At 69.9% G+C, this 24,043-nt stretch carries 21 protein-coding genes; 9 read left to right on the forward strand and 12 right to left on the reverse strand.

The window, feature by feature from the left end; genetic code table 11:
* The first annotated feature begins 1 nt into the window (after nt 1).
* From FL344_RS33555 to rimO, 5 genes are all read left to right on the forward strand, one after another.
* Nucleotides 2–2,977 carry a serine/threonine-protein kinase gene (locus FL344_RS33555; RefSeq protein ID WP_228565559.1) on the forward strand — a complete coding sequence of 992 codons (2,976 nt, stop codon included), beginning with the start codon at nt 2–4 and terminating at the stop codon, nt 2,975–2,977.
* A 189-nt stretch (nt 2,978–3,166) separates the two neighbouring features.
* Nucleotides 3,167–4,807 carry a ribonuclease J gene (locus FL344_RS33560; protein ID WP_141621384.1) on the forward strand — a complete coding sequence of 547 codons (1,641 nt, stop codon included), beginning with the start codon at nt 3,167–3,169 and terminating at the stop codon, nt 4,805–4,807.
* A 21-nt stretch (nt 4,808–4,828) separates the two neighbouring features.
* Nucleotides 4,829–5,326, forward strand: coding sequence for a YajQ family cyclic di-GMP-binding protein (locus FL344_RS33565; RefSeq protein WP_141594025.1), 498 nt, complete (start codon nt 4,829–4,831; stop codon nt 5,324–5,326).
* Between the two features lie 8 nt (nt 5,327–5,334).
* A complete protein-coding gene (locus FL344_RS33570; protein WP_194863350.1) occupies nt 5,335–6,438 on the forward strand; it encodes a hypothetical protein in 1,104 nt (367 codons plus the stop codon).
* A 5-nt stretch (nt 6,439–6,443) separates the two neighbouring features.
* Nucleotides 6,444–7,874, forward strand: a complete 1,431-nt coding sequence (rimO, locus tag FL344_RS33575; RefSeq protein WP_141594023.1) for a 30S ribosomal protein S12 methylthiotransferase RimO — start codon at nt 6,444–6,446, stop codon at nt 7,872–7,874.
* A gap of 30 nt (nt 7,875–7,904) precedes the next feature.
* Here rimO and FL344_RS33580 read toward each other — a convergent pair whose 3' ends face one another.
* The 7 genes from FL344_RS33580 to rplU form a co-directional block, all read right to left on the reverse strand.
* Entirely contained in the window at nt 7,905–8,894 is a 990-nt protein-coding gene (locus tag FL344_RS33580) for a hypothetical protein (protein ID WP_141621386.1), read from the reverse strand.
* Between the two features lie 22 nt (nt 8,895–8,916).
* On the reverse strand, nt 8,917–10,341 hold the full coding sequence (locus FL344_RS33585; protein ID WP_228565560.1) for a hypothetical protein: 1,425 nt from the start codon (nt 10,339–10,341) through the stop codon (nt 8,917–8,919).
* Nucleotides 10,342–10,351: 10 nt separating this feature from the next.
* Nucleotides 10,352–11,080, reverse strand: a complete 729-nt coding sequence (locus tag FL344_RS33590) for an outer membrane lipoprotein carrier protein LolA (protein ID WP_141621388.1) — start codon at nt 11,078–11,080, stop codon at nt 10,352–10,354.
* A 47-nt stretch (nt 11,081–11,127) separates the two neighbouring features.
* Nucleotides 11,128–11,805 carry an RNA methyltransferase gene (locus FL344_RS33595; protein WP_090484423.1) on the reverse strand — a complete coding sequence of 226 codons (678 nt, stop codon included), beginning with the start codon at nt 11,803–11,805 and terminating at the stop codon, nt 11,128–11,130.
* A gap of 4 nt (nt 11,806–11,809) precedes the next feature.
* Entirely contained in the window at nt 11,810–13,321 is a 1,512-nt protein-coding gene (gene obgE / locus FL344_RS33600; protein WP_141621389.1) for a GTPase ObgE, read from the reverse strand.
* 126 nt (nt 13,322–13,447) lie between these two features.
* Nucleotides 13,448–13,723, reverse strand: a complete 276-nt coding sequence (rpmA, locus tag FL344_RS33605; protein WP_011551586.1) for a 50S ribosomal protein L27 — start codon at nt 13,721–13,723, stop codon at nt 13,448–13,450.
* A gap of 39 nt (nt 13,724–13,762) precedes the next feature.
* Nucleotides 13,763–14,071 carry a 50S ribosomal protein L21 gene (gene rplU / locus FL344_RS33610; RefSeq protein ID WP_026113820.1) on the reverse strand — a complete coding sequence of 103 codons (309 nt, stop codon included), beginning with the start codon at nt 14,069–14,071 and terminating at the stop codon, nt 13,763–13,765.
* A 255-nt stretch (nt 14,072–14,326) separates the two neighbouring features.
* Here rplU and FL344_RS33615 point away from each other — a divergent pair, with 255 nt between their 5' ends.
* A complete protein-coding gene (locus FL344_RS33615; RefSeq protein WP_141621390.1) occupies nt 14,327–14,716 on the forward strand; it encodes a hypothetical protein in 390 nt (129 codons plus the stop codon).
* Nucleotides 14,717–14,765: 49 nt separating this feature from the next.
* On the opposite strand, the gene FL344_RS33620 is transcribed toward FL344_RS33615, so the two are convergent.
* A complete protein-coding gene (locus FL344_RS33620; protein WP_194863351.1) occupies nt 14,766–16,847 on the reverse strand; it encodes a serine/threonine-protein kinase in 2,082 nt (693 codons plus the stop codon).
* Nucleotides 16,848–17,020: 173 nt separating this feature from the next.
* On the opposite strand from FL344_RS33620, the gene FL344_RS33625 reads away from it, so the two are divergent.
* Entirely contained in the window at nt 17,021–17,983 is a 963-nt protein-coding gene (locus FL344_RS33625) for an isopenicillin N synthase family oxygenase (RefSeq protein WP_011551582.1), read from the forward strand.
* A 6-nt stretch (nt 17,984–17,989) separates the two neighbouring features.
* Entirely contained in the window at nt 17,990–19,024 is a 1,035-nt protein-coding gene (locus FL344_RS33630) for a carbon-nitrogen hydrolase family protein (protein ID WP_141621391.1), read from the forward strand.
* Here the strand turns inward: FL344_RS33630 and gatB are convergent.
* Genes gatB through FL344_RS33650 form a run of 4 tightly spaced genes read right to left on the reverse strand, consistent with a single transcriptional unit; the run spans nt 19,021 to nt 22,601 of the window.
* Entirely contained in the window at nt 19,021–20,460 is a 1,440-nt protein-coding gene (gatB, locus tag FL344_RS33635) for an Asp-tRNA(Asn)/Glu-tRNA(Gln) amidotransferase subunit GatB (RefSeq protein WP_141621392.1), read from the reverse strand. The genes FL344_RS33630 and gatB overlap by 4 nt on opposite strands.
* Before the next feature lie 32 nt (nt 20,461–20,492).
* A complete protein-coding gene (gatA, locus tag FL344_RS33640; protein WP_141621393.1) occupies nt 20,493–21,953 on the reverse strand; it encodes an Asp-tRNA(Asn)/Glu-tRNA(Gln) amidotransferase subunit GatA in 1,461 nt (486 codons plus the stop codon).
* An 18-nt stretch (nt 21,954–21,971) separates the two neighbouring features.
* Nucleotides 21,972–22,259, reverse strand: coding sequence for an Asp-tRNA(Asn)/Glu-tRNA(Gln) amidotransferase subunit GatC (gene gatC, locus FL344_RS33645; RefSeq protein WP_011551578.1), 288 nt, complete (start codon nt 22,257–22,259; stop codon nt 21,972–21,974).
* Nucleotides 22,260–22,265: 6 nt separating this feature from the next.
* A complete protein-coding gene (locus tag FL344_RS33650) occupies nt 22,266–22,601 on the reverse strand; it encodes a zf-TFIIB domain-containing protein (protein ID WP_026113821.1) in 336 nt (111 codons plus the stop codon).
* 214 nt (nt 22,602–22,815) lie between these two features.
* On the opposite strand from FL344_RS33650, the gene FL344_RS33655 reads away from it, so the two are divergent.
* Nucleotides 22,816–24,043: DNA translocase FtsK 4TM domain-containing protein (locus FL344_RS33655; RefSeq protein WP_194863352.1), on the forward strand; the 1,228-nt coding region annotated here is incomplete at its 3' end.

Below are 24,043 nucleotides of genomic sequence, written 5' to 3' on the forward strand. Positions count from 1 at the left end.
AATCCGCCCTATTCCGCCCCCCGCGCCGCCTCAGGACCTGAGCGCGCGCATCCTGCCCAACGCGCACGCCGCGCCTGGTCCCAGCGCGAGCCCCAAGAGCTTCGCGGGCGCCCATGTGCTCCCGCATGGCGGCCGGCTGCTCTCCGCCCCGGACGCGGCGGAGGGACGCGGCTCTCGCGTCACCCTGTCCATGCCCCTGGCGCCCTCGCCGGCCAGGCCGCTTCTGGCGAGTCCCGGGGGTGGAAAGTCGGGCCGCCCCTCCGCGCGCAAGGATGTCGAGGACACCGAGCCCCGGGATTCGGCCCAGATTCGCGTGGGCCGCTACCACATCCTGGACACCCTGGGCGCGGGTGGCATGGGCGCTGTCTACAGTGCCTATGACCCGGAGCTGCACCGGCGCGTGGCCATCAAGCTGCTGCACCCGGACGCCAACCCGGCGGCGCGCTCGGACGGCTCGTCCCGGCTGCTTCGCGAAGCCCAGGCGATGGCGCGGCTGTCTCACCCGAACGTGGTCTCCGTCTACGACGCGGGCACGTTCGCGGGGCGCGTCTTCATCGCCATGGAGCGGGTGGACGGACTGTCCCTGCGCCACTGGCTCCGCGCCGAGCACCGCACCTGGCGAGAGGTGCTCGACATCTTCCGCCAGGCGGGCCGAGGGCTCGCCGCCGCACATGCCGCGGGTCTGGTCCACCGGGACTTCAAGCCCGCCAACGTGCTGGTCAGCAAGGAGGGCCGGGCGCAGGTGACGGACTTCGGGCTGGCCCGCACCACCGCGGACCTCGACGCGGCCGAGGCGGGCCGGGGCACCACGCCCGCGCTGCCGCGCCTCGCCCCGGAAGACCTGCTCCAGACGGCGCTCACCGAGGCCGGGCTCGTCATGGGCACGCCCGCGTACATGCCGCCCGAGCAGCACGAAGATGGGCGCATCGACGCGCGCGGGGACCAGTTCAGCTTCTGCGCGTCCCTCTACGAAGCCCTCTACGGACAGCTTCCCTTCAACGGCAAGCGCCCGGATGACTACTTGGAGGAAGCCCGCGCCGGCCGCGTGCGCCCGCCGCCTCGGGGCAGCCGCGTCCCCACGTGGGTGCTGCGCGCCGTGACGCGGGGCCTGGCCCCGGCTCCCGAAGCGCGCTTCCCGTCCATGGGCGTGCTGCTGGATGCACTGGGCGCGGACCCGCTGGCGGCCTGGCGCCGCCGTGGCGCGGTGGCCGCCGCGTCCATGCTGCTCAACAGCGTGGTCGCCGTCACCTGGCTGCTGGTGGGCTCGCAGCGGGACGGCCCGTGTCCGGATGCCGAGGCCCGGCTCACCGGCGTCTGGGACACGGCACGCCGGGCGGAAATCCAGAAGGCCTTCGCCGCCACGGGCAAGGTCCACGCCTCCGCCGCCTTCGAACGCGTGGCGACGACCCTGGATGGCTTCGCGCACGATTGGACGCGCATGCACCGCGAGGCCTGCGAGGCCACCCGGGTTCAGGGCCACCAGTCGGACCACGTGCTCGCGCTGCGCATGGCGTGCCTGGACCGGCGCCACTCGGCCCTGGTGGCCTTGACAGGCGTGCTCGCGCAGACGGATGCGGAGGCGCTGAACGCCGCACCGGACGCGGCCCAGCGACTGCCTCCCATCTCCGCCTGCGCGGACGTGGACGCGCTCTGGCGGGGCCTGTCGGAGCCCGAGGGGCAGCGGCAGCAGGTGGAGGCCCTGCGCGCCCGGGTGGACCGGGCCACGGCCCTGGTGGACGCCGGCCGCTACCCCCAGGCGCAGGAAGAAGCGAAGGCGGTGCTGTCCGAGGCGCGGCAGCTCGGCTACGGGCCGGTGCTGGCGGAGGCGCTGGAGCTGGAGGGCCGGCTCGGGCTCGTCGCGGGGGATGACGCTCGCGCCGCCGCGGCCCTGCGGGAATCCCTCTTCACCGCGCAGGCGCACCGCCATGACCACCTGGCGGCGCGCGCGTCGGCGCGGTTGGTGACCGCCGTCTCCTCCGACCCCACCCTGGAGTCCTGGACGGTGGAGCAGGCGCGCGCGTCCATCCAGCGCGCGGGCGGTGCCTCCGAATTGGAGGCCTTGCTCCAGACGAGCCTGGGCCGCAACGCCTTCCTCCGAGGCCAGTACGCCCAGGCAGTGGAGGCCTTTGGCCGCTCCGCGACGCTGCGCGAGCAGGAGCTGGGGCCCGAGCACCTGCTCACGTTGGAGTCGCTCCGCAACCAGGCCGCGGCCCTGTCCCGCACGCCCGAGACGGAGCGCGCCATGGGCCTGCTGCACCGCGTGCTGGAGACGACAGAGCGCGTGCTCGGTCCGGACCACCCTCAGACGGCCATGGCGGCCAACGCCATGGGCTACCACCTGGTCATCGTCCGCCGCTTCGAGGAAGCCCTCCCCTACCTCCAGCGCGCCATCCACCTGGAGGAGCAGTCGCTGGGACACGACAGCGCCACGCTGAGCTATCCGCTCAACAACCTGGCGGAGGCCCTGGAAGCGCTCGGCCGCAACGCAGAGGCCCGCCCCCTGCGCGAGCGCGCGCTCGCGGTGGACCTGAAGGCCTACGGCCCCGAGCATCCGGAGACCGCCACCGACCTGGCCCTGCTCGGGGCGCTGGCCCTGCGCGAGGGAAAGCCGCGCGACGCAATGGACTACGCCCGCCGGAGCATCGCGGCCTACGAGGCCTTCCAGAAGGACCACCTGGACACGGCCGGCCCGCTCACCACGCTGGGCCTGGCCCTGCACGCCCTGGGCAAGAGCCACGAGGCCCGCGCCACGCTGGAGCGCGCCTTGGCGCTTCGTACCGCCCATCCGGGCCCGGCCGAGGACCTCGCGAGCACCCGCTTCGCCCTGGCCCAAACGCTGGTGAAGCAGGATGGGCCCCGCGCCCGGGGGCTGGCCAACCAGGCCCTGCACTTCTACGCAGCCGAGGAGCCCACCTACGCCCTGGAGGCCAGCTCCGTCCGCAACTGGCTCCAGGACCTCCGGCGCCGGCGGCGCTGAGCCACAGTCAGGGCCCACATCTACCGAAATCACGCCCCTCCACACACATCCTCAAGCGGGAACGCGATAAAGCCAGGGCGCGCTCCATCCGCATTTGATGAAGTCACCCCGAGGGCCGCCAGACAGGCGGACGCGGCTCACGCCCATTCTCGGGGGCTTCCGTCACTTTCCACCGCTAGACTTCACCCAATGCTTCACGTCATTCCCCTGGGCGGCCTGGGCGAAATCGGCCTCAACTCCATGGTCATCGCCTGCCGTGGGGAGATGCTGCTCATCGACGCCGGGCTGATGTTCCCCTCCGCGGGGATGCCCGGCGTGGACATCATCATTCCGGACTTCAGCCACCTGAAGCAGAACGCCGCGCAGCTCAAGGGCGTGCTGCTCACCCATGGCCACGAAGACCACCTGGGCGCCCTGCCCTACCTGCTCAACGAGGTGCCCGTCCCCGTCTACGGCACGCGCTTCACGCTGGCCATGGCGCGCCACCGACTGGAGGAGCTGGGCATCGAGGCGGACCTGCGCGAAATCGAGCCGCGCGAGCCCTTCCCCGTGGGCACGGCCTTCCGCGTGGAGGCCAGCCGCGTCACGCACACCGTGCCGGACGCGGTGGGCTACATCCTGCGCACGCCCGAAGGCACCCTCATCCACACCGGCGACTTCAAGCTGGACCCGGACCCCATCGACGGGCTGCGCACGGACCTGGAGCGCTGGGGCGAGGCCGGCGAGGAAGGCGTGCTGTGCCTCCTCTCCGACTCCACCAACTCCGAGGTGACGGAGGAGACGGGCAGCGAGCGCGTGGTGGAGCAGACCTTCGAGCGCCTCTTCCAGGGCGCCACCGGCCGCATCATCGTCGCCCTCTTCTCCTCCAACCTCCACCGGGTGCGGCACCTGCTGGCGCTGGCTGAGCGGCTGGGGCGCAAGGTGGCCCTGCAGGGCCGCAGCATGCTGCGCAACGTGGAGATGGCGCGGGAGATGGGCTACCTGGACGTGCCCGACTCGCTCTTCGTCCACGTGGACACGGTGCCGGCGCTGCCCGCGCAGCGGGTGCTGGTGCTGACCACCGGCGCCCAGGGCGAGCCCCGGGCCGGGCTGTCCCAGCTCGCGTCGGGGGACGGCCCCGTGCGGCTGAATCCCGGCGACCTGGTGGTGCTCAGCTCGCGGGCCATCCCCGGCAACGAGCGCTCCGTGGGCGCGCTCATCGACGCGCTCCAGTGGCGCGGCGCGAAGGTCGCCTACGCCCAGGTGGAGCCGGGCATCCACGTCTCCGGCCACGCCAGCCAGCCCCAGCAGCGGCGCGTGCTGGACCTGGTGCGCCCGGCCCACTTCATCCCCGTCCACGGCGAGGGACGCCACCTGCACAAGCACCTGCTCACCGCGCGCGAGTCCGGCCTGGAGCCCGCCCAGTGTCTGCTGGCGCAGGACGGCGACGTCGTCACCTTCGAGGAAGGCCGGGGGCGCTTCACCGGCAGCGTCCCGTCCGGACGCATCCTCAAGGACCGGTTCGGCCCCGGCCTGGTGACGTCCGACACGCTCCAGGAGCGCATCCGGCTGTCGGAGACGGGCTTGGTGGCCGCGGTGGTGGTCATCCAGCGGGACTCCCTGAAGCTGGTGGCGGGGCCCCAGTTGTCCGGACAGGGGCTGTCCGTGGACGAACAGGCACAGCTCCCCCGGGTGGCCCAGGAAGCGCGAGCGCTCTTCGAGGAACTGTCCCCCGCCCTCCGGGGCGATGACGCCCTGGTGAGAGAGGAACTCACCCGGGTCGTACGCCGGGCCTTCAAGGCGTACACGTCCAAGCGTGCCCTGGTGGTGCCCTTGGTCGTCCGGGTGTAGGTATGGTAAGGGCCGCTGCCCATGCCATCCTTCGACGTCGTCTCGAAAATCGACCTCGCTGAGCTCGACAACGCGGTCAACCAGACCAAGAAGGAGCTCAGCACGCGGTACGACTTCCAGGGCGCCCATGCCGACGTGGTGCTGGCCCCGGACCATACCGCCATCACCGTGAAGGCCAACAGCGAAGACCGCGTCCAGGCCGCCAAGGAAGTCCTCCTGACGAAGCTGGCCAAGCGGAACATCAGCCTGTTCACCCTGGAGTACGGCGACATCGAGAAGACGGGCCTTCACAACGTGAAGCAGACCATCAAGCTCCAGCAGGGCATCCCGGTGGAGAAGTCCAAGGAGCTGGTGAAGCTGCTGAAGGACTCGAAGATGAAGGTCCAGGGCTCCATCCAGGCCGACCAGCTTCGCGTCACGGGCAAGAACCGGGATGACCTCCAGGCGGCCATCGCCCTGTTCCGCAAGGAGCAGGACCGGCTGAAGCTGGACATGCAGTTCACCAACTTCCGCGATTGAAGAGGCCCATGCGCGCTGCCGCCCTGTCCTTCTGCCTCCTGTTCTGCGCCCCGGGCGTGGCGTCCGCCCAGGCGGACCGTCCTTCCAAGCCGGTTCCCTCCCTCGCCAAGCCCCCGCGCATCCAGGGTGGGCTCAAGGCCTTCGCGTCGCCGATGGTGCTCAAGCCCGTCGCCGTGGAGGGCGCCACCGCCTCGTTCACCGCCAAGGTGGGCGCGCGCAAGGACACGCTGTACGTCGGCGTGGAAGCCACCGACGACCAGCTCCAGGCCGGGGACCTGCTCACCCTGTCCCTCTACTTCCCGGGCACCGGTCCCACCGCCAGCGGCTACACGTGGCGCTTCGCCTTCGATGGCAAGCGCGCGTCCGGGGCGGAGAGCGGCACGCCGCAGTTCGCGCAGGACCTGGTGACGGCCGCCGTGCAGCGCCAGGGCAACACGCTGCTGCTGATGGCGTCGGTGCCGGTGCGCGCCTTCCCCCGCTTTCCCGCCGTGGACCCGCTGGTGATGGACCTGTGCCTCACCTACGAGGACCGGGACAGCGCGGATGGCAAGGCCACGTCCATCTCCAACTGCCAGAGCGGCACCATGGTGGGTGACGCGCTGCGCCTGCCGGACGAGCCTCGCAAGGGCCTCAAGCTGAAGCTGCCGGAGAACGTCACCTCGCTCGAGCCCAGGGAGGACGGGCTGCTGGGCTGGGACTACATGAGCTACCCGGCCTGGGCCCAGGCGGACGACGAGCTGACGCCTGCCTCGCTGCGCGGCCTGGTGGCACCGGACGCCGTCGTTCCCTCGTCCGTGGACCTGAACGTGCCGGATACGCTCACCCTGGAGGACGGCGGACGCATCGTCACGGTCGTGACCGGGAAGAATCCGTATGCCGTCGCCGGTCAATGTGACGCCGATGACGAGCTGCGGTTGGGCCTCTACCTGGTGACCGGGAAGACAGCGCGCCGGGTGCTCGAGTGGCCGGCCGCTACCTGCGCGCTGGGGCGCACGTCGTCGGTGGAACTGGAAGAAGAGGGCGTGCTGTCCATCCGTTACTCGAACGGCACGTCCATCAACTTCGCCTGGAGTGGGACCCACTTCTCGCGAACCGAACTCGGAAAGCGGTAGACGCAGTGGAAACCACCACCCCCAAGAGCCTGTACATGATGACCCTCGGCTGCCCGAAGAACCGGGTGGACTCCGAGGTGATGCTGGGCACGCTGCGCCACCGCGGCTACACGCTGGTGCAGGAGGCGTCCGACGCCCAGGTCATCGTCGTCAACACGTGCGCCTTCATCGGTCCCGCCAAGCAGGAGTCGGTGGACTCCATCCTGGAGATGGCCGAGCTGAAGAAGTCCGGCGCCTGCAAGACGCTGGTGGTGACGGGCTGCTTGTCCCAGCGCTACGGCGAGGAGCTGTCGAAGGAGATGCCGGAGGTCGACCACTTCCTGGGCACCAGCGCCTACGCCCAGATTGGTGACCTGCTGGCCGCCGAGGCCTCGCCGCGTCAGGTGATTCCGGATCCGGACTACATCCACGACGCCAATACGCCGCGCATCAACTCGATGCCGAAGTACACGGCGTACCTCAAGATTTCCGAGGGCTGCGACAACGCCTGCGCCTTCTGCATCATCCCCACCCTGCGCGGCGGGCAGCGCTCGCGGCCCATCGACGACATCGTCGCCGAGGCGAAGCAGCTGGCGGACAGCGGCGTGCAGGAGCTGAACCTCGTCGCGCAGGATTTGACGGCCTACGGGCATGACCTGCCGGGCCGGCCGAAGCTGCATGATTTGCTCAAGGCGCTGGTGCAGGTGGACGTGAAGTGGATTCGCCTCCACTACGCCTACCCGCGCATCTTCCCGGACGAGCTCATCGAGGTGATGGCCTCGGAGCCGAAGATTGCCCGCTACCTGGACATGCCCGTGCAGCACGTCAGCGACAAGCTGCTGCTGTCCATGAAGCGCGGCCGCAACTCGGAGTTCCTCAAGGGCCTGCTGACCAAGCTGCGGGAGCGCGTGCCCGGCCTGGTGATGCGCACCTCGCTCATCGTCGGCCTGCCGGGTGAGACGGAAGAGGACTTCGAGATGCTGAAGGAGTTCGTGAAGACGCAGCGCTTCGAGCGCCTGGGCGTCTTCCAGTACTCCGACGAAGAGGGCACCGCCGCCTACGACCTTCCGGACAAGGTGCCGCAGAAAATCATCGAGCGCCGCTGGCGCGAGGTCATGGCCATCCAGAAGCGCATCAACCGCGAGCAGAACAAGAAGCTCGTGGGCAAGCGCCTGGAGGTGCTCGTGGAAGGCCCCGCGCCGGAGACGGAGCACCTGCTGGTGGGCCGCCACCAGGGCCAGGCGCCGGACATCGACGGCATGGTCTACATCAACGACGGACTGGCGTACCCGGGGGAGATTGTCACCGTGGAGGTGACGGAAGCCCACGACTACGACCTGGTCGCCCGCGTGGTGGAGCGCCCGGACCCGAAGCAGCGCGAGCACACCGCGCGCGACGCGCACCCGGCTCCGCTGCCCGTGTCGGTGATGCAGCGTCCGGCCCCTCGCGCGGAGTAGGCGCGAAGGCCCCGGACGCCGCGGGAGCCCTCAGCGCGAGGGCTCCTCCAGCACCAGGGTGCGCCCCGGGCTGACGGCGCGCAGGCGCTCGCGCAGCTTCTCCCGGTCCGCCTTCGCCGACTTCGGCGTCGCCGCCAGCTTCTCGTGGAGCTCGCGCGCCGTGGCGTCGTACCAGACCTCGCGCACGGGCCCACCGTCGGCCAGGTGCCGCGCCACGCCCGCGAGCAGCCGGCAGCAGTCCTCCCAGCCCGCGTCCTGCTGAGGGCCGCCCTGCTCCCGGGTGAAGGCGATGGCGTCATCCAGCGTCTTCCCGTCCTGCAGGTAGACGTTGATGAGCGCCCGGGCCGCGCGGTTCCCCGCGTCCCGCATGCTGAGCCACAGGAACCACGCCTTGCCCTCGGGCGCGGGCGACTCCACCGCGTAGATTTCGGTGACGGGGGCGGGCGCACCCTCCGGACCGAGGCCCACGAGCCCCGCCTCGGGCGACACGAGCAACACGAACGCGTCCGAGGGCAACTTCAGCGTCTCCGCCAGCACCGTTCCCGGCGTCTCCTTCACCAGGCGCCGGGCCAGGTCCGCCGCCACCTCGTAGCGCTGCCGGCCCCGCTCCTCGTGCACCACCAGGTGCCAGTCACGCAGCACGGCCTGGAGGTTGGTATGGGCCCACTGCTGGCGGAACTCGAAGGTGTCCACGCCCTTGCGCCGGCAGATGTCGTCCAGCGAGGAGCGAAGCGCATTCAGCATCTCCTCGTCCTTCAACATGTCGACGTAGTGCGTGTGGCCCACGCGCTCCGCGACGCGTTCGATGACGGCCAGCAATCCGAAGCGGATGGCGCCACTTGCGTCCTGCACGGACAACCGACCCCGCTCCACTTCCTTGGAGAGTGCGTCGTACATCCGCGAGACGCCCTCCTTTTCCAGGTAGCGGCGGGCCAGCTCGATGGAGCGGCGCTGTTCGGTGTACTGACGGTCGAACTCGGTGGGAGACGGGCGCATGTGCGCCAGAGGAGAGCGCAGCACCCCCGCCCCTGTCCAGGCAACGCTAACGGGGGTCTTCCGGCTCCAGCTCCCGCTCCTCAGGCGGGGGCTCACGCGAGGGAGCGCCTCGCGCCGGCATGGCCACGCCCTCACCCAGCGGCGTGGGCTGACACTCACACACGGTGCGGCGAGAGGCCGTCTCCGTGACGAAGGCACAGGCCGTGGGGCACTCGGGCTGGCGGCCCTCCTCGAACAGGCCCAGCGTGAAGTCGCGCGCGGTGGACAGCGCCGCATGGCAGGCAGGCAGCGACTGCGCCAGCGAGCGCCAGGGCACGCGGTGCTGCGTCGCCAGGCCCCTGCTGGTGGAAGGGAAGCTCAGCCCCACGCCACAGCCGCTCACCAGCTTCTGCCCGTCCGGCCCCAGCGGCTCCAGGTGAAGCCGCCCTCCTTCTGGCAGGTCCCGGTACACGGCGCCGCTGATCGAGACGCTGCCATCCGGCTCACGCCGCACATGCAGGCCGTAGCAAGCCTCCTCGCGGAAGGAGCCATCGGGCGCTGCACAATGGCTGGTGGCAGAGCCTTCTGGCGACCGGACGCGGGGGCGCCGCAGCACCAGGGCCCCGCCCTTGGCGTCCAGCGTCGCGGTGAAGCGGCCCCAGACATCCGGCCCCAGGCGGCCCAGGCTGCTCGGCGAGTCCCAGCGCCCAGCAGCCTCCACCACCAGCGGGCGGACACCCAGCCCCTCGGCCACCTCCACTGCGTCCAGCGCGAAGGTTCGCGGCGGCAGGTTGGCGGCCGTCTCGAGCGGCTGAAGCCCCTGTGCCTCGGCGAGCCGCACGGACACTCGCGAGAAGGGCTCGCGCGAGCCAAGGACGAAGGGCCCCGTGAGCTCCGCTCCGCCCTGCGTCATCCGCGCGGCCAGCAGGGGCCAATCGCCCAGCGGCTCGCGGCTGAGCTCCACCACGTGCACCTCGCGCGAGGCCTCCGTGGCCGCCGCTTCCGCGACGTAGTCCGCGCGCGGGCGAGAGGTGGTGAAGGTCACTTCCCGCCGCAGTGGGTCCACGGTGAGCGCGTAGAACTCCAGGACATCCGCGCCCAGCGTCACGGCGCAGACCTTCTCACCGGACAAGCCCGCGGTGCGCACAGGCGACCGCACCGGGCCCACCGAGAAGGCGGGCAAGGGCACCACGGGCCAGGAGCGGAAACCTCCCGCGGGCTCGGGCGCGCGGATGGTGCCTTCGGGGGCGGGAAGCGCGCCGTCGAAGCAGCCTCGCGACACGAGCGAGAGTGGCCGCGCCACGTCCAATACCACCGGCACGGGCCGCGTCCCCAGTTGGCCCGCCACGGTGAGCCGCAGCGCGGGCGAGGCCAGCAGCGGCAGCGTCTGACCGTGGAATCCTTGCGGACGCTCGGCGCTGGCGGCCGGTTCCCGATGGCACCCGGTCCCGGCCAGCCCCATCCACCCCATCAGCAGAAACGCGCGACGCACGCTCCGCAGGTTACTGCTTCTTCGCCTTCGTGAAGTCATCCACGCGAGTGTCGTCCGGCACGTCCAGCTTGAAGCTGTCCGCGTCGAGGCCCACGTTCGTCTTCAGGTTGAGGAAGGAGATGGTGTTCTCACTGCCGTCCGGGTCCACCACCGTGCTCTTGAGCACCTGGGCCGTGGATGGATCCACCTCCAGGCGCACCTGGCGGAAGCGCGGCTCGTTCTTCAGCGGATCCAACACCAGCAGCGTGCCCTTGCAGTCCTTGCAGGCGCCCTTGGTGATGTTGAACTCGTCCGCGAGCTTTCCCTGGCCGAAGAGGAACGTCACCGACGCGGAGAGCTGGCTGGTGTCCACGTTGGCCACGGTGAGGCTCTGCGCCGCCGGGTCGTACGCGTACACCTTGTTGCCCGCCAGCACGAAGGTGCGCGGCGAAGGCTTCAGGTACTCCCAACGCATCAGGCCGGGCTTCTTGTACGTGACGGTGCCTTCGGACGTCTGCGTGCGCCGGAAGGTCTTGTACTTGTAGTCCTGGCGGAAGCCCGCGCGGAAGTCACCGGTCTTCTCGTAGAAGGCCTGCATCCGGTCCACCAGGGACTTCACTTCCGGCGTCATCGGCTTCGCGGCGGCGGGGGCCGCGGGCGCGGGCGCGGCGACCTGAACCGTCGGAGCGGGCTTCACCGGGGTGGCGGCAGGGGTGGCAGGGGCGGACAGGAGCGTAGCGAGCAGGGCTTCGAAGAACATGGCGTACCTCCATCTAACCCATCCCGACGGGGCCTGAGCCCCGGCATTCACGGGGCCTTCTTGAACAGGCGCTTCCTCTGTTTGATGGCCAGCACGTAGAAGCGCTCGCGCAGGGCCTGGGCATCCTCGGGAGACAGGTCCCCCGACTGGCCCAGGTGCTCGTCCCGCCAGGCAATCGCCCGGCTGATGCAGGCGGACGCCGCGGCGGAGATGTTGAGGCTCTGGCTGAAACCCTTCATGGGGACCCAGAACGTGCCGTCCACGCCGGCCAGCACGTCCTCGCTCACGCCGCGCCGCTCGTTGCCGAACACCAGCGCCATCTTCCCGTCGAAACGCAGGGTGTAGAGGCTGGTGGCCCCCTCCTGGATGGCGGAGGCATACAGCGAGAAGCCACGGGACTTCAGGTGCTCGCGGCACTCGGCGAACGTCTTGTACAGCTTCACGTCCAGCCACTTGTCGCAGCCCTGGGCCACCCTCGAGTTGGGAACGAAGGGCGCTTCCGGGTTGATGATGATGTGGACTTCCTGAACGCCCATGGACTCGCAGGTGCGCAGCACCGCGGCCATGTTGAAGCTGTCCTCCAGCCGGTCCAGGACCACCGTGAAGTTGCGCGTCCGGTGACTGACGACGCGATCAATCTTCTCCTTGCGCACGTCGAGCAGGAACTGCTCCGGCTCGAACTGCTCCCGCTCATAGCGCTCGTAGCGCGCACCACCACCCGACATGGACTCAGCTCCTCCCGCCGCCCGACTTGCGCGCCGGAGCACGCCTCGTGGCCGCGGATGCCTTCTTCGCGGCGGCCTTGCCCGACGAGCCGCTCTTGCGCGCGGATGCCTTCTTCGCGGCGGACTTCTTCACGGGCGCGGTGCCCGGCTTGCGAGCTGGGGCCTTCTTCGACGCGGCCTTCTTCGCGGTCCCAGTGCCCGACTTGCGGGTCGAGGCCTTCTTCGCCGCGGACTTCTTCGCCGCAGCAGTGCCCGCCTTGCGCGCTGCGGACGTCTTCGCCGCTGCGCCCGCCTTGCGAGCCGGAGCCTTCTTCGTCACGGCCTTCTTCGCAGCCGCAGACTTCTTCGTCGCAGACTTCGTCGCCGCAGCTGCGCCCGCCTTGCGAGCCGGAGCCTTCTTCGCCGTCGCGGCGCCCGCCGAGGAAGCCGACGCCTTCTTCTCCGCGACCTTCGTCTTGGCCTTCCCCACTCGAGCCGCCTTGGCGGGAATCTCCACGTGGAGCTTCTCGGTGCGTCCCGTGAACAGCACCTCCGCCACGGAGTCCATCAGCGGCTGCATGCCCTCGCCGGTGGCGCAGGACACGGGATACACACGGATGCCGCGCTCACGCAGCGCCTCCGTGAAGCCCTCCAGCCGGGCCTGCGCGTCGGGCAGATCCAACTTGTTGGCCGCCACCACCTGCGGCTTGGACGCCAGCTCCGGGCTGTACTTGCCCAGCTCCGCGTTAAGCACGTCGAAGTCGTGCAGCGGCGAGCGGCCCTCGCCCTCCGCCCCCATGTCGATGAGGTGGATCAGCACCTTGCACCGCTCCACGTGGCGCAGGAACTGGTGCCCCAGGCCCACGCCCTCGCTGGCGCCCTCGATGATGCCGGGGATGTCCGCCATCACGAAGGACAGGCCGTCCTTGTACTGGACCATGCCCAGGTTGGGGACCAGCGTGGTGAAGGGATAGTCGGCGACCTTCGGCCGCGCCCGGCTCACGCGAGAGATGAACGTGCTCTTGCCCGCGTTGGGGAAGCCCAGCAGGCCCACGTCCGCCAGCAGCTTCAGCTCCAGCCGGAGCGTCAGCTCCTCGCCCTTCGTCCCATCCTGGGCGAAGCGCGGCGTCTGCCGGGTGGAGGTGGCGAAGTTCATGTTGCCCAGGCCACCGCGCCCGCCCTTCGCCGCCACCCAGCGCTGGCCAGTCTCGCTCAGGTCGACCAGCAGCTCCCCGGTGTTGGCGTCCTTCACCAGCGTGCCCACGGGCACCTTGAGCACCATGTCCTCGGCGGCGCGACCGTTACAGTCGCTGCCCATTCCGTGCTCGCCATTCCTGGCGCGGTGGTGCTGCTGGTAGCGGTAGTCGAGCAGCGTGGTGAGCTGCGGATCCGCCACGAAGACGACGGAGCCCCCGTTGCCGCCGTCCCCACCATTGGGGCCACCGCGCTCGATGTACTTCTCCCGCCGGAACGAGACGGCGCCGTTGCCGCCATCCCCCGCCTTCACGAAGATGCGGACCTCGTCGACGAACTTCATCTGGGACTCCTGGATAAACAAAGAGCGGGCCGCCCTCGCATCCCGCTGCCGGAAGGGCGCGTGGACTGGAGAAGCGACCCGCTCGTGGGTGCCGCACGGTTGCCGGCCTCAAGGGCCAGCCAGCCGTCAGGCGCTCGCCTGCTCAGCGGCGGCCGGGTAGACCGAAACCTTCTTCCGGTCGCGGCCCAGGCGCTCGTACTTCACCACGCCGTCCACCACCGAGTAGAGGGTGAAGTCGCGGCCGAGCTTCACGTTGGCGCCGGCGTGGATGACCGTGCCGACCTGGCGAACGAGGATGCTGCCCGCCGACACCGTCTCACCGCCGTACACCTTCACGCCACGATACTGCGGGTTGGAATCGCGACCGTTGCGCGAAGAACCCTGTCCTTTTTTATGAGCCATGACACCGTGCTCCTGAAGTTTGAGGTGAAACCGCCCGGACTAGCCGGCGATGGAGGTGACCTTCACCTCGGTGTACGGCTGACGGTGACCGCGGCGGCGGGTCCAGCCCTCCTTCTCCTTCCGGAAGTGGAGGACGCGGCGGTGCTTGTCCTGCGCCAGGACCTTGCCCACGACCTTCGCGCCGGCAACGGTCGGCTGGCCCACCTTCGGGCTCTCCGAACCACCGACCAGCAGAATCTCCGTGAAGGTCACTTCGGCCCCGACGTCGCCCGCGATCTTCTCGATCCGGACCACATCGCCCTCGGCGACGCGGTACTGCTTCCCGCCCGTGCGAATCACTGCGTACATCGTCAAACCCCTGTCATCTGTCGGGTTGGGTCAACCCGTGGAATCGACCGCGCATTTCGGACGGGTGGACCATCCAATCGCGCCAAAGGCGGCGGGATTTACGGGAGATACCCTGGGGAGTCAAGGTGGTTGAAGGATCAGACCGCCGCTCCCTGGCCGTTTACCCGCCCCCTGGGTCAATGCTAACTCAGCACCCGGGCTTTCGGCCGCCCTTTCGCGCGCCAGCCCGACAACCTCGTCCAAAGGGGGACTACCATGAAGAAGCTCCTGATCGGCCTCATCGCCAGCAGCGCCCTTGCCTTCGGCACCGGCTGTGGCGGTGGCGATGATGACCTTTGCGAAGACCTGCACAACAGCAGCAACGAGGTCGACAAAAAGGGCCGTGACTGTGGAGTTACTGGGCTATCGGACAATGAGCTGGACGCCGCCATCCAGCAATGCAAGCGCGGCCTCGATAAGTGCACCGATAGCGACAAGGAAAAGATAGAGGGAGCCATCAAGTGCCTGGACAGGGTCAACACCTGCTCCGAGGGCAACGAGATGCAGTACTTTGGTGAGCTGTTCGGCTGCGCGGCACAAGTCTACGGGCTCAGCCAGGCCTGCCGGACCGCTGTTTCCCTGGAGGACCTGGACGAAGAGCCGTAATTTCAAGTGGCCTTCCATCCAGGAAGTGCTCCTGGGCCCGGCGCCTTCTTCAAGGGGACCGGGCCCTGTCATGTCCGGCGGGCGCTGGCGCCCGCCCGCCCAGCACCCGGCGGAGCCTGCGGTAGCGCTGGAGCATGTCCACCTCCAGCGGCGCGAGCTTCAGCCCTCGTTCGTACTGATCCAGCGCCTGGGAGAGCTGGCCGTCGCGCTCCAGCGCGCCACCAGACTGGAAGTGGATCCGCGCCGTGCCCATGGCCTGGGGCCTGCGCGCCAGGAACTCCCGCCGCAGGGACTCCAACTGCTCGGCCGTGAGCCCCGCCTCCAGGCACTTCGCCACCCCGCGATGATTGCCGCGCCAGGCATCGTAGAGGGCCCGCTGCACCGTGGCGCCCAAGGCCTCGGCCGCCTCGCGGACGCGGACGCGCAACGCATCCACCTGCGCGCGTTGGGGAGGCGTCAGCGAGTGCTGCTCCAGGGACTCCAGCGAGCGCCAGGCCTCGCGGGTCCGCAGGCGCACCGTGCCCATGTCCGAGTCAGGCTCCAGCGCCAGCACCGCATACGCGTCCCCCGCCGAGCGCTGACGCCAGGCCTCCAGCAAGCGCGCCACGGCCGGGTCTTCCGTGAGCGGCACTTGCGGGACGGCACGTACCGGCTCGCCCTGGAGGAGCGCATCCACGGCGGCCTTGAGCACGGCGGTGGCCTCCACGAACTGGACGCCGAAGCCGGTGGGCATCCCCCAGACGCGCGCCTGCGCGGGCGGAACGACCCGCACCACTTCACACATGACCGACAGGGGCCCGGACGCCAGCTCCAGCACCACGGGAAGCCGCGAGCACAACGGCGGCAGTACGCGCCCACCGTGAAGGAACAAGCCGCCCCGGGAGAGGCCACTGCCCCTGAGCCGCACAGCACTTTCCCCTGGCCGCAGCACGACCTGCACCGGCACTTCCACGAGGGAGGCTCGGGGCGCCGCCGGCACGGCGGGGGCAAGACGCCGCTGGGCCGTGCTCGCGAGCGATGAAGGCACCTGCCCCGCCCGCGCGTCCACGCCAGGCCGCCCCCGCGACGGGCCTTCGGTGGGCATGTCTGGCGCGACGGGCGCCCGCTCGAGCACCGCGAGACCTCCGGGACTCGTCTTCCGCGCCGACACGCGCACGTGCTCGGCGAGCGCCACCTGCAACGCGTTCCGGAACGCCGCGATGGAGGCGTATCGGTCCTCGGGCTTCTTGGCCAGGGCGCGAAGGATGACGTGCTCCAACGCAGCGGACACGGCCGGGTACACGGAGCTGGGGGGCGGCGGTGGCCGCAGCTGATGGGCCACCAGTTGCGCGGCCAGTCCCTCATCGTTGAAGGGAAGCCGGCCGGTGAGGAGTTGGTAGGCGATGACGCCCAGCGCGTACAGGTCCGCGCGGCCATCCACGCCGCGCCCCAGGGACTGCTCGGGGGCCATGTACTCGGGTGTCCCCACGATGATGCCCGCGTGCGTCTGGGGCATGTGCGCGTCCGCCAGCTTGGCGATGCCGAAGTCCAGCACCTTCACGAAGGGCGCGTTGCGCTTGCGCCGGACCAGGAAGATGTTGTCCGGCTTCAGGTCGCGGTGGACGATGCCTCGCGCATGCGCGGCCTGGAGCGCGTCGCACACCTGCGACAGCACCGAGACGACCGCGCCCGCGGCCAGGGGCGTCCCCACCCACGCGGACAACGGAGCCCCATCCAGGAACTCCATGATGAGGTAGGGGCGCGGCGGCGTGGCATCCATGTCGAAGATGCTCACGATGTTCTCGTGGCCGATGAGATTCACCGCCCGCGCCTCGGCATGGAAGCGCTGGACCAGCTCCGGGTACATCGTCAGGTGCGCGTGCAGCACCTTCACCGCGACCCGGCTGCCAATGGAGACGTGCTCGCCCAGGTAGACGGCCCCCATGCCGCCCCGGCCCAGGCGCCGCACCAGCCGGAAGCTGCCGCACCGGACGCCCACCAGAGGGTCCTGCGCCTCGACCACGGGGGCGCACCTGGGACGCGCCGTTCCCCCGGCCCGCACGTCCGCGCGCACCAGCGTCGGACACGAGGCATCCGCCCCATGCCGCCGGCCACACGCCCCACACCCACCACCGCTGCTCACCTCGGGCATCCGCCTCCCCCCAACCTGCCCGCCAACATGGACTCCGGGAGCACTGACTTCCACGGGGGATGAGGGCAGATGTCCGCTGGTGCCGCACCCTCGAAGCCATGGTCGCAGAACAGGGTCCTCTGGCGGACGCTGTGCGTGCCGACAATCCATCACGGTGGTTAAAGTGCGGCGCCATGTCGCCAACCCAGCGCCGCATCCCCGTCGTCAACCTGTCCCATTACCGCACGGGCACGCCCCAGGAGCGCGCCCGCTTCGTGCAGGTGTTCGGCGACGGCATCAAGGAGTTCGGCTTCGTCACGGTGGAAGGCCACGGCATCGACGACGGCCTCATCCGCCGCACGTACACGGACGTGGAGCGCTTCTTCGCCCTGCCCGAGGCCACCAAGGCCCAGTACGCCCAGGCGGGGCACGGCGGCCAGCGCGGCTACATCGGCTACGGTCAGGAGCACGCGAAGAACCGCCAGGTGGGAGACCTGAAGGAGTTCTGGCACGTGGGCCGCGAGCTGCCACCTGACCACAAGTACCACGCGCTCTACGGCCCCAACGTGTGGCCCACCGAGGTGTCCACCTTCCGCGAGCACACGCTGTCGCTCTTCAACGCGCTGGATGGCGCGGCGGGCGTCATGCTCCAGGCGCTGGCCGAGTACTTCGGCGTGGCGCGCGACACCTTCAGCGGCATGGCCACGGACGGCAACTCCGTGCTGCGGCTCATCCACTACCCGCCGCTGAAGGAGCGCTTCATCCCCGGGGGCGTGCGCGCCGCCGAGCATGAGGACATCAACCTCATCACCCTGCTCTGCGAGGGCACGGCGTCCGGCCTGGAGCTGCTCACCCGCGACGGGGAGTGGCTGCCGGTGGACACGCTGCGCGGACAGATTGTCGTCGACTCGGGCGACATGCTCAGCCGCGTGACGAACGAAATCATCCCCGCCACCACGCACCGGGTGGTGAACCCGCGCAGCAAGGAAGAGGACACGGTGCGCTACTCGATGCCCTTCTTCGTCCATCCCTATGCGGACTGCGTGCTCCAGGCGCTGCCCTGCACCCAGACGGCGGACACCCCGGCGCGCCACGCGCCCATCACCGCGGATGCCTTCCTCAAGCAGCGGCTGCGCGAGAATGGCTTGCTGAAGTAACGCACCGTGGACACGGCCACCGACCTCGTCGAACTGTTCGCCCTCCAGCCCCGCGTCTCGCTGGAGGACTACGCCTCTCCGGCAGCCTTCGCCGCGCGACACCGTGCGCTGGCCGCGAAGGTGGATGCCCTGCGCGCCCGGGATGCGTCCGGCCAGCCGCGCTCCCCAGCGCTCGTCGTGTGGCCGGAGTCGGTGGGGGCACCGCTGCTGTTCCTGGGCCACATGCACCGCGTGCGGCAAAGCACCTCACTCCAAGGTGCACTGAAACGCGTGCGCCTCTCCGAGGCCTGGGGGGTGTGGAATGCCTGGAGCGACTTCCGGCCGCCGTCGCTGACGGAGTGCATCTACGCCGCGCGAGCGCCCCTCGTGCACCGGACGCTGTGGAACACCTTCTCTGGCATCGCGCGGGATTTCGGCCTGTGGGTGGTGGCGGGCAGTGCGCTGCTGCCCGCCGGCCGCCGGGGGGAGGGCTCGCCGGACTTCGAACCCTTCAGCGCGCGCACCTACAACACCAGCTACACCTTCTCGCCCGAAGGCAACTGCGTCGCGGCCGCGCGCAAGGCCAACCTGGTGCCCTCCTGGGAGGACGGGCTGCACCTGAGCCCTGGCCGCCCGGAGGACCTGGCCGTGCTCCAGACGCCCTTCGGAAAGCTGGCGACCCTCATCGGCTATGACGGCTTCGCCCAGCCGCATACCCGCGACGAGCCCTGGTTCGCCCCCTGCGCGCAGTACCTCGACGCCATGCGAGTGGATGTCCTCGCCCATCCCGCCATCCACGCCGGGCCGTGGGCACACTCTGCCCAAGGCGAGCGCTGGCGACACGAAGGACTGCCCGCACAGCTCCGCACGCTCCGGAACGTGCGCTACGTGGTGAGCGCACAGCAGGTGGGCAGTCTGCTCGGCGGCACCTTCGAAGCCGCCTCACACATCCTGGAGCGCACGGCCTCCGGCGACGTGCGCGTGCTCGCCCAGGCCCAGACGACGCAGGAGGAGGACGTGGTGCACGCCATCGTCCCCACCCCGGCACACGGCACGCCTTAGTCGCCGAGCTTCTTCTTCAGCAGCTCGTTGACCAGGGCGGGGTTGCCCTTGCCCTTCATGGCCCGCATCACCTGGCCCACGAAGAAACCGAACACCTGCTTCTTGCCGGCGCGGTACTTCTCAATCTCCCCCGCGTTCTTCGCGAGGATGTCGTCCACCACCGCCTCGATGGCGCCGGTGTCGCTCACCTGGGCCAGGCCCTTCTCCGCGATGATGTCCGCGGGCGCCTTGCCCGTGCGGAACATCTCCCCGAGCACATCTTTACCCGCGTTGGCGGACACCATGCCCTGGTCGACAGCGCCCAGCAGCTCCCCCAGCTGTGCTGACGTGAAGCGCAGCGCGGACAGCGGCGTGCCCTCCTCCTTCAGCAGGCGCATCAGCTCTCCGAGGAACCAGTTGGAGAGCTTCTTGTAGTCCTTGTAGTGCCCGGCGCAGGCCTCGAAGTAGTCGGCCAGCGGGCGCTCGGCGGTGAGGATGCGGGCGTCATACGCGGGCAGTCCGTACTGGCTGGTGAAGCGCTGGAGCTTCGCGCGCGGCAGCTCCGGCAGCGCCTTCGCCGCGGCGTCGATGGCCTCCGCGCTCACGTGCAGCGGTGGCAGGTCTGGCTCCGGGAAGTACCGGTAGTCGTGCGCCTCCTCCTTGCTGCGCATGGAGCGGGTGACGCCCTTGTTCACGTCCCACAGGCGCGTCTCCTGCACCACCTTGCCACCCGACTCGATGACGTCCACCTGCCGGGCAATCTCGTACTCGATGGCCTGCTTGAGGAAGCGGAACGAGTTGAGGTTCTTCAGCTCGCAGCGCTGGCCAAACGTGGTGGAGCCCTTCGGCATCACCGACACGTTGGCATCGCAGCGGAAGCTCCCCTCCTCCAGGTTGCCGTCGTTGACGCCCAGGTAGACGAGCACGTCCCGCATCGCCTTGAGGTACTCCACCGCCTCGTCCGCGTCGCGCAGGTCCGGCTGGCTGACGATTTCGAGCAGCGGCACCCCCGCGCGGTTGAGGTCCACCAGGCTCTGGCCCCCACCGGCGTCATGCACGCTCTTGCCCGCGTCCTCTTCCATGTGGATGCGGAGGATGCGGATGGCCTTCTCGCCCTGCGGCGTGTCGATGACGAGCCGCCCGTGTTCGCAGATGGGCTGGTCGAACTGCGTAATCTGGTAGCCCTTGGGCAGGTCCGGATAGAAGTAGTTCTTCCGGCTCCACACGCTCGTCGGGCGGATGGTGCACTCCAGCGCCAGGCCCGTGCGCACGGCGAACTCCGCCACGCGCTGGTTGAGCACCGGCAGCACACCGGGCATGCCCAGGCACACCGGGCAGGTGTTGCGGTTGGGCTCGGCGCCGAACGCGGTGGAGCAGCCACAGAAAATCTTGGACTGCGTGAGGAGCTGCGCGTGGACCTCGAGGCCGATGACGGGCTGGAAATCGCTCACGGGCATGGCGGTGTCACCAGGGCGGACGCTCGAGGGCCCTACAGGGGCGCGGAGCGGCGGAAGAAGTCGTGCTCGCGCTCGTAGGCGCGGGCAATGCGCAGCAGGCCAGCCTCGTCGAAGGGCCGTCCCAGAATCTGCAGGCCCACGGGCAAGCCCGCCTTCGTGAAGCCGCAGGGCACTGACAGGCCGGGCAGGCCCGCCAGGTTGCAAGGCAGCGTGTAGATGTCCATGAGGTACATGGACAGCGGGTCCTCCACCTTCTCACCCAGCTTGAAGGCCGGCACCGGCGAGGTGGGCGACAGCAGCGCGTCCACCTGCTGGAAGGCCCGCGTGAAGTCCTCGCGGATGAGCGTGCGAACCTTCTGCGCGCGCAGGTAGTGGGCGTCGTAGTAGCCGGAGGACAGCGCGAAGGTCCCCAGCATGATGCGGCGCTTCACCTCCGCGCCGAAGCCCTGCTCCCGCGTCAGCGCGTACACGTCCCGCAGGCTGCGCGCGTCCTTCGCCCGCAGGCCGAAGCGCACGCCATCGTAGCGAGCCAGGTTGCTGGACGCCTCCGCGGGCGCGATGAGGTAGTACGTCGCCAGCGCGTACTTCGTGTGGGGCAGCGACACGTCCACCAGCGTCGCGCCCAGACGCTCGTACTCGCGCAGGGCCTCGCGCACCGCGGCCTCCACCTCCGGGTCCATGCCCTCGGTGAAGTACTCGCGCGGAACGCCCAGCTTCAGGCCCCGCACGCCGGCCTCCAGGTCCGCCGAATAGTCCGGCACGGGCGCGCCCGCGGACGTGGCGTCCTGCGCATCCGGCCGCGCAATCACCTGGAGCAGCGCCGCCGCGTCCGCCACCGTGCGCGTCATGGGGCCCGGCTGGTCCAGCGACGAAGCGAAGGCGATGACGCCAAAGCGCGACACCCGGCCGTAGGTGGGCTTCAGCCCCACGGTGTTGGTGAGCGCCGCGGGCTGGCGGATGGAGCCGCCCGTGTCCGTTCCCAGCGCGCCGAACACCTCGCGCGCGGCCACCGCCGCCGCCGAGCCACCAGACGAGCCGCCCGGCGTGCGCGACACATCCCACGGGTTGTGGCTGGGGAAGAAGGCGCTGGATTCGTTGGATGAGCCCATCGCGAACTCATCCATGTTGAGCTTGCCCACCAGCGGCAGGCCCGCCTCCTTCAGCAGGCGCACCACCGTGGCGTCATAGGGCGGAACGAAGCCCTCCAGGATGCGCGAGCCGGCGGTGGTCTCCACGCCCTCGGTGAGGAAGATGTCCTTGAGCCCCAACGGCACGCCGTCCAGGGCACTGGCGGGACTGCCCGACTTGCGGCGCACGTCACTGGCGCGAGCGGCGGCCAGGGCACCGGCTTCATCCACGCGCAAGAAGGCGCGCACCTTCGGGTCTACCTGCTGGATGCGCGCCAGGCTCGCGCGGGTGGCCTCCTCGGAGGAGACCTCTCCCGCGGCCAGCTTCGCGGCCAGCTCCAGCATCGTGAGGTCCGTGAGCTGCATGGCGTGGAACCTCCGGGACTACTCGATGATTTTCGGCACGGCGAAGGACGTGTCCGACTTCGCCGGCGCGTTGGCCAGGGACTTCTCTGGCGGCAGGGACGGCCGCGTCACGTCCTCACGCAGCCGTGAGGACGTGAGCGTGGCGTGGGAAGTGGGCTCCACGGCCTCCACGTCGAGCGACTGGAGCTGCTCCACCGCGTCCAGCACCGCGGACAGCTGGGTGGTGAAGCGCTGCTCCTCTTCCGGAGTCAGCGACAGCCGCGCCAGTGTGGCCACATGGCGCACCTGCTCGAGCGTGAGCGCCACGGCGGCCTACTTCTTCTTGAAGAGGTTGAGGATGGCCCCCATCACCTTGCCACTGCCCTCGTGGCCGTGCTGGGCGACCAACTGGTCCAGCTCCCCGGCGTCCAGGAAGATGCCGTGGCAGTTGAAGCAGGTCTCGATTTCGACATTCCCCTGCTTCAGCGTCTGGAGGTCCATGCCGCACTTGGGGCACTTCATCCAGTGGAGCTTCTTGAGCTCCTCGCGCTGCTGCGCCGCGCTCGCCGCGGCCTGCTCCAGGGCCAGCTTGCGCTTCTTCTCAATCTCCTCCCGGGCGAAGTACTCCTCCTCGGTGGATGACGGCTTGTCGGTACGGGCGTCGGCCATGTGATGTTCCTCCACGAAGTCCCGCCGCCGCGCGGCATGCGCGCCCGGGCGGCGATGTTGGGCGGCACCATACCCCCTCTGGGGAGGGGTGCAGCCGAAATGTAGGTTCCCCGTCCTGGGCTGGAAAATTGACCGGTCCCCCGCCCTCCCTACACTCGCTGCGGGCATTGCTACAGCCCGCTACGCGGCTGAGACGCGCAGAGGGAAGACGGACATGACGGCGAAGAAGGGTCGGGCGGAGAAGGCGGTCTTGTCCCGGCAGGAAATCGCGACGCGCCGCAGGGCGCTGGCGGACAAGCGGATGAAGGCCGGCAAGGGCGGAGACGTCACGACCCGAGCCATCACCGGCGTGTTCCTGCTGGCGGCGTCGTTGATTGCCCTGCTGGCGGTGGCCACTTTCGACGCGAAGGACCGGGTGGGCCCGGGCTTCAACAACGCGGTGGGCCCCATGGGGCACCTCATCGCGGAGTCGCTGCGCGGCTTGCTGGGCGTGTGCGCCTACCTCATCCCAGTGGGCGGCATCTACACGGCCATGGTGCTCTTCGTGGGCAGCCGGGACCGGAAGCGGGGACCGCAAATCATCAGCCTGGCGCTGCTGACGGTCAGCGTGTCCGTGCTGGCGCAGCTGATGTTCGCCGGTGACAAGGGCTGGGCGCACCCACCGGGTGGCGCACTGGGCGCCAGCCTGGGCGGCATCATGTCCGGCCTGTTCTCCACGGTGGGCACCGTCATCCTGGTGACGGCCATCAGCGCGGCCGCCCTCATCGTGGGCACCCAGTACACCTTCCTCAAGCTGTGCTCGCTGGCCTGGGCCGGGATGTGCGTGGTGGGCCGCCGCATCCAGGAATCCGCCAACGTGTTCTGGGAGGCGCAGAAGGTGGCCTACCAGGAGCGCCAGGAGCGCGCCGCCCAGGAGAAGCTGGAGGAGGCCGCCTTCCTCGCGCAGCTCGAGGCCGACGAGGAAGAGCTCGCCGAAGCCGAGCGCCTGGCCGAAGAGGCCGAGGCCGCCGAGGCCGAGGCCATGGCGGAGGAGGCATTCCGGCTGTCGAAGCAGCAGGAGAAGGAGCAAGCCGCCGCCGCGAAGCTGGCGCTCAAGGAGTCCCGCGAGCGCGAGAAGGCGGAGAAGCTGGAGAAGAAGCTGCTCCCGCCGACCCGCGAGGCTGACTCGCTGCCCCCTGCCCCCGCGCCCGTGCTGGCCCTTCCGGAGAAAGCGCCGGCGAAGGCGGAGAAGCGCCCGGCCCTCGGTGCCGACCCGGCCTGGGCCGCGTCCTTCCTGCCGCCCTCGCCCAACCTCATCATTCCCGCGGACGGCGCCGACGGCACCGAAACGCCGCGCGCCCGCCGCAAGCCGAACATCGTCACCGGCCCGGCGCCGGTCCCCATGGCCGACATGGAGGCCGAGCCTGTCGCGCCCGTCGCCGCCGCCCCCATCGCGCCGGTGC

The sequence above is a fragment of the Myxococcus sp. AB036A genome, from assembly GCF_006547355.1.
In the GTDB taxonomy this organism is placed as follows: Bacteria; Myxococcota; Myxococcia; order Myxococcales; family Myxococcaceae; genus Myxococcus; species Myxococcus virescens.